Genomic DNA, 2,800 nt, shown 5'->3' on the forward strand with positions numbered 1-2,800 from the left:
ATAGTAGTTGGTGGGAAACTACCTGCGAGGATAGGACGTTGCCGCGCTTTTTATTGATGGAGGTTTAGCTCAGTTGGGAGAGCGTCTGCCTTACAAGCAGAGGGTCACAGGTTCGAGCCCTGTAACCTCCATTGAGTCGTTAGCTCAGTTGGTAGAGCATCTGACTTTTAATCAGAGGGTCGACAGTTCGAGCCTGTCACGACTCATCGGCCAAGTTACACGCCAAAATGCGGGTGTGGCGGAATTGGCAGACGCGCTAGATTTAGGTTCTAGTGTCTATATAGACGTGGGGGTTCAAGTCCCTTCACCCGCATTCAATTGAATATTCAATGAAAGTTATCTTATTATGCCGACTTAGCTCAGTTGGTAGAGCATCTGATTTGTAATCAGAGGGTCGGGCGTTCGAATCGTCTAGTCGGCATTAAGATGCGGAAGTAGTTCAGTGGTAGAACATCACCTTGCCATGGTGGGGGTCGCGGGTTCGAATCCCGTCTTCCGCTTTCATTATGATTAAGCCGGGGTGGCGGAACTGGCAGACGCACGGGACTTAAAATCCCGCGGTAGGTGACTACCGTACCGGTTCGATTCCGGTCCTCGGCATCATAATGAAAAATGCACCCATAGCGCAACTGGATAGAGTGTCTGACTACGAATCAGAAGGTTGTAGGTTCGACTCCTACTGGGTGCATATAACGGGAAATAGCTCAGCTTGGTAGAGCACCTGGTTTGGGACCAGGGGGTCGCAGGTTCGAATCCTGTTTTCCCGATTGTAACGTAAGTTACATGTTATAAATTTAAGTTTTTTGGCGGTGTAGCTCAGCTGGCTAGAGCGTCCGGTTCATACCCGGGAGGTCGGGGGTTCGATCCCCTTCGCCGCTATTTTTCAAAAAACTTGGACCTTTAGCTCAGTTGGTTAGAGCAGACGGCTCATAACCGCCCGGTCGTAGGTTCGAGTCCTACAAGGTCCATCGTTTGGTGAGATTTTGTAGGTGGTTATAATATTTTTATATTATCGCGGGATGGAGCAGTCTGGTAGCTCGTCGGGCTCATAACCCGAAGGTCGTAGGTTCAAACCCTACTCCCGCAATTGGTCGCATGGTCTAGCTGGTTAGGACGCCTGCCTGTCACGCAGGAGATCACGGGTTCGAGTCCCGTTGTGACCGTTTCAAAATGGCTCAGTAGCTCAGTTGGTAGAGCAATGGATTGAAGCTCCATGTGTCGGCAGTTCGATTCTGTCCTGCGCCATATCATGAATATGCGGGTGTAGTTTAGTGGTAAAACCACAGCCTTCCAAGCTGTTGTCGCGAGTCCGATTCTCGTCACCCGCTTTTCATGGGCCTATAGCTCAGCTGGTTAGAGCGCACGCCTGATAAGCGTGAGGTCGATGGTTCGAGTCCATTTAGGCCCATTATCTAAATAATATGGAGAAGTACTCAAGTGGCTGAAGAGGCGCCCCTGCTAAGGGTGTAGGTCGGGAAACTGGCGCGAGGGTTCAAATCCCTCCTTCTCCGTTTTGTATGGCCCGTTGGTCAAGTGGTTAAGACACCGCCCTTTCACGGCGGTATCATGGGTTCAAATCCCGTACGGGTCATTGTAACAATGTTACATTTTATATGTTTTATGGAGAATTACCCAAGTCTGGCTGAAGGGAACGGTCTTGAAAACCGTCAGGTGGGTTCTGCCCACGCGAGAGTTCGAATCTCTCATTCTCCTTTATATTATCGCGGGATGGAGCAGTCTGGTAGCTCGTCGGGCTCATAACCCGAAGGTCGTAGGTTCAAACCCTACTCCCGCAATTTGGTCGCATGGTCTAGCTGGTTAGGACGCCTGCCTGTCACGCAGGAGATCACGGGTTCGAGTCCCGTTGTGACCGTTTCAAAATGGCTCAGTAGCTCAGTTGGTAGAGCAATGGATTGAAGCTCCATGTGTCGGCAGTTCGATTCTGTCCTGCGCCATTTTTGGAGGAGTAGCGAAGTGGCTAAACGCGGCGGACTGTAAATCCGCTCCTTCGGGTTCGGTGGTTCGAATCCACTCTCCTCCATATTTTTTAGGGATATAGTTTAAAGGTAGAACTACGGTCTCCAAAACCGTCAGTGTGGGTTCAATTCCTACTATCCCTGTTTATATTATAGCTTGCATATTATGTGTGAATGTAGTATAATTATTCATGTTAATGATGGCGGTATTGGTGAAGTGGTTAACACATCGGTTTGTGGATCCGACATACGTGGGTTCGATTCCCACATACCGCCTTTATTCTTGGGCTATGGCCAAGCGGTAAGGCAACAGGTTTTGATCCTGTCATGCGCTGGTTCGAATCCAGCTAGCCCAATTTACTTTTTAAGGGACAGGATTTGTTCTTTTATGGCGGTATAGCCAAGTGGTAAGGCAGAGGTCTGCAAAACCTTTATCACCGGTTCAAATCCGGTTACCGCCTTTGCGTTTAGGCGCTAACCTTAATTGGTCAAAATGCCGGTGTGGCGGAATTGGCAGACGCGCGGGATTCAAAATCCCGTTTCCTCACGGAAGTATCGGTTCGACCCCGATCACCGGTATAATTGAACATTATACAGTTTTAAAAAGCCTTAAAGATAGGGCTTTTTTTGTTGCGTTAATACCATGGTTCTTTTGAATACTAATAGTTAATTGATAAAGGCAAATTACAAGTTTAATCCGAACAAGCCCGGAATCTTTCAATGGCAGTCTGTTGATGATGTATCTTTAATAGTCGTTGATTAATTAGTTCAAGTGCTGCTAGGATCTCATCAGTCATTACTTGGCTAAAATTGGTCTTTTTCGG

27 tRNA genes and 1 pseudogene are annotated in these 2,800 nt (G+C 48.1%); 27 read left to right on the top strand and 1 reads right to left on the bottom strand.

Annotated elements, in window-relative coordinates:
• The first annotated feature begins 58 nt into the window (after window positions 1–58).
• The 27 genes from ACF1X7_RS09915 (at window position 59) to ACF1X7_RS10045 (ending at window position 2,555) form a co-directional block, all read left to right on the top strand.
• Window positions 59–131: transfer RNA gene (locus ACF1X7_RS09915), tRNA-Val, on the top strand.
• 2 nt (window positions 132–133) lie between these two features.
• A tRNA-Lys gene (locus ACF1X7_RS09920) sits at window positions 134–206 on the top strand.
• A 23-nt stretch (window positions 207–229) separates the two neighbouring features.
• Window positions 230–313, top strand: a tRNA-Leu gene (locus tag ACF1X7_RS09925).
• A gap of 35 nt (window positions 314–348) precedes the next feature.
• Window positions 349–421 (top strand) — tRNA-Thr (locus ACF1X7_RS09930).
• Between the two features lie 7 nt (window positions 422–428).
• Window positions 429–500 (top strand) — tRNA-Gly (locus tag ACF1X7_RS09935).
• 14 nt (window positions 501–514) lie between these two features.
• Window positions 515–600: transfer RNA gene (locus ACF1X7_RS09940), tRNA-Leu, on the top strand.
• 14 nt (window positions 601–614) lie between these two features.
• Window positions 615–688 (top strand) — tRNA-Arg (locus ACF1X7_RS09945).
• A 5-nt stretch (window positions 689–693) separates the two neighbouring features.
• A tRNA-Pro gene (locus tag ACF1X7_RS09950) sits at window positions 694–767 on the top strand.
• Between the two features lie 38 nt (window positions 768–805).
• Window positions 806–879 (top strand) — tRNA-Met (locus tag ACF1X7_RS09955).
• A gap of 15 nt (window positions 880–894) precedes the next feature.
• Window positions 895–968, top strand: a tRNA-Ile gene (locus ACF1X7_RS09960).
• 45 nt (window positions 969–1,013) lie between these two features.
• Window positions 1,014–1,087 (top strand) — tRNA-Met (locus ACF1X7_RS09965).
• Between the two features lie 2 nt (window positions 1,088–1,089).
• Window positions 1,090–1,163 (top strand) — tRNA-Asp (locus ACF1X7_RS09970).
• Window positions 1,164–1,172: 9 nt separating this feature from the next.
• Window positions 1,173–1,245: transfer RNA gene (locus tag ACF1X7_RS09975), tRNA-Phe, on the top strand.
• A gap of 12 nt (window positions 1,246–1,257) precedes the next feature.
• Window positions 1,258–1,328 (top strand) — tRNA-Gly (locus ACF1X7_RS09980).
• Window positions 1,329–1,334: 6 nt separating this feature from the next.
• Window positions 1,335–1,408 (top strand) — tRNA-Ile (locus ACF1X7_RS09985).
• Between the two features lie 15 nt (window positions 1,409–1,423).
• Window positions 1,424–1,511, top strand: a tRNA-Ser gene (locus ACF1X7_RS09990).
• A gap of 8 nt (window positions 1,512–1,519) precedes the next feature.
• A tRNA-Glu gene (locus ACF1X7_RS09995) sits at window positions 1,520–1,591 on the top strand.
• Window positions 1,592–1,622: 31 nt separating this feature from the next.
• Window positions 1,623–1,713 (top strand) — tRNA-Ser (locus tag ACF1X7_RS10000).
• A gap of 9 nt (window positions 1,714–1,722) precedes the next feature.
• Window positions 1,723–1,796: transfer RNA gene (locus tag ACF1X7_RS10005), tRNA-Met, on the top strand.
• 3 nt (window positions 1,797–1,799) lie between these two features.
• Window positions 1,800–1,873 (top strand) — tRNA-Asp (locus tag ACF1X7_RS10010).
• A 9-nt stretch (window positions 1,874–1,882) separates the two neighbouring features.
• Window positions 1,883–1,955: transfer RNA gene (locus ACF1X7_RS10015), tRNA-Phe, on the top strand.
• Between the two features lie 5 nt (window positions 1,956–1,960).
• Window positions 1,961–2,041, top strand: a tRNA-Tyr gene (locus tag ACF1X7_RS10020).
• An 8-nt stretch (window positions 2,042–2,049) separates the two neighbouring features.
• Window positions 2,050–2,120 (top strand) — tRNA-Trp (locus tag ACF1X7_RS10025).
• A gap of 59 nt (window positions 2,121–2,179) precedes the next feature.
• A tRNA-His gene (locus tag ACF1X7_RS10030) sits at window positions 2,180–2,252 on the top strand.
• Window positions 2,253–2,260: 8 nt separating this feature from the next.
• Window positions 2,261–2,332: transfer RNA gene (locus tag ACF1X7_RS10035), tRNA-Gln, on the top strand.
• A 34-nt stretch (window positions 2,333–2,366) separates the two neighbouring features.
• Window positions 2,367–2,437: transfer RNA gene (locus ACF1X7_RS10040), tRNA-Cys, on the top strand.
• A 34-nt stretch (window positions 2,438–2,471) separates the two neighbouring features.
• Window positions 2,472–2,555 (top strand) — tRNA-Leu (locus ACF1X7_RS10045).
• Window positions 2,556–2,668: 113 nt separating this feature from the next.
• Here the strand turns inward: ACF1X7_RS10045 and ACF1X7_RS10050 are convergent.
• Window positions 2,669–2,800 (bottom strand): annotated as a pseudogene (locus tag ACF1X7_RS10050) (IS30 family transposase); the annotation flags it as partial.

Origin of the sequence: Latilactobacillus sp. VITA-14, from assembly GCF_046580785.1 — a bacterium.
Lineage (GTDB): Bacteria > Bacillota > Bacilli > Lactobacillales > Lactobacillaceae > Latilactobacillus > Latilactobacillus curvatus.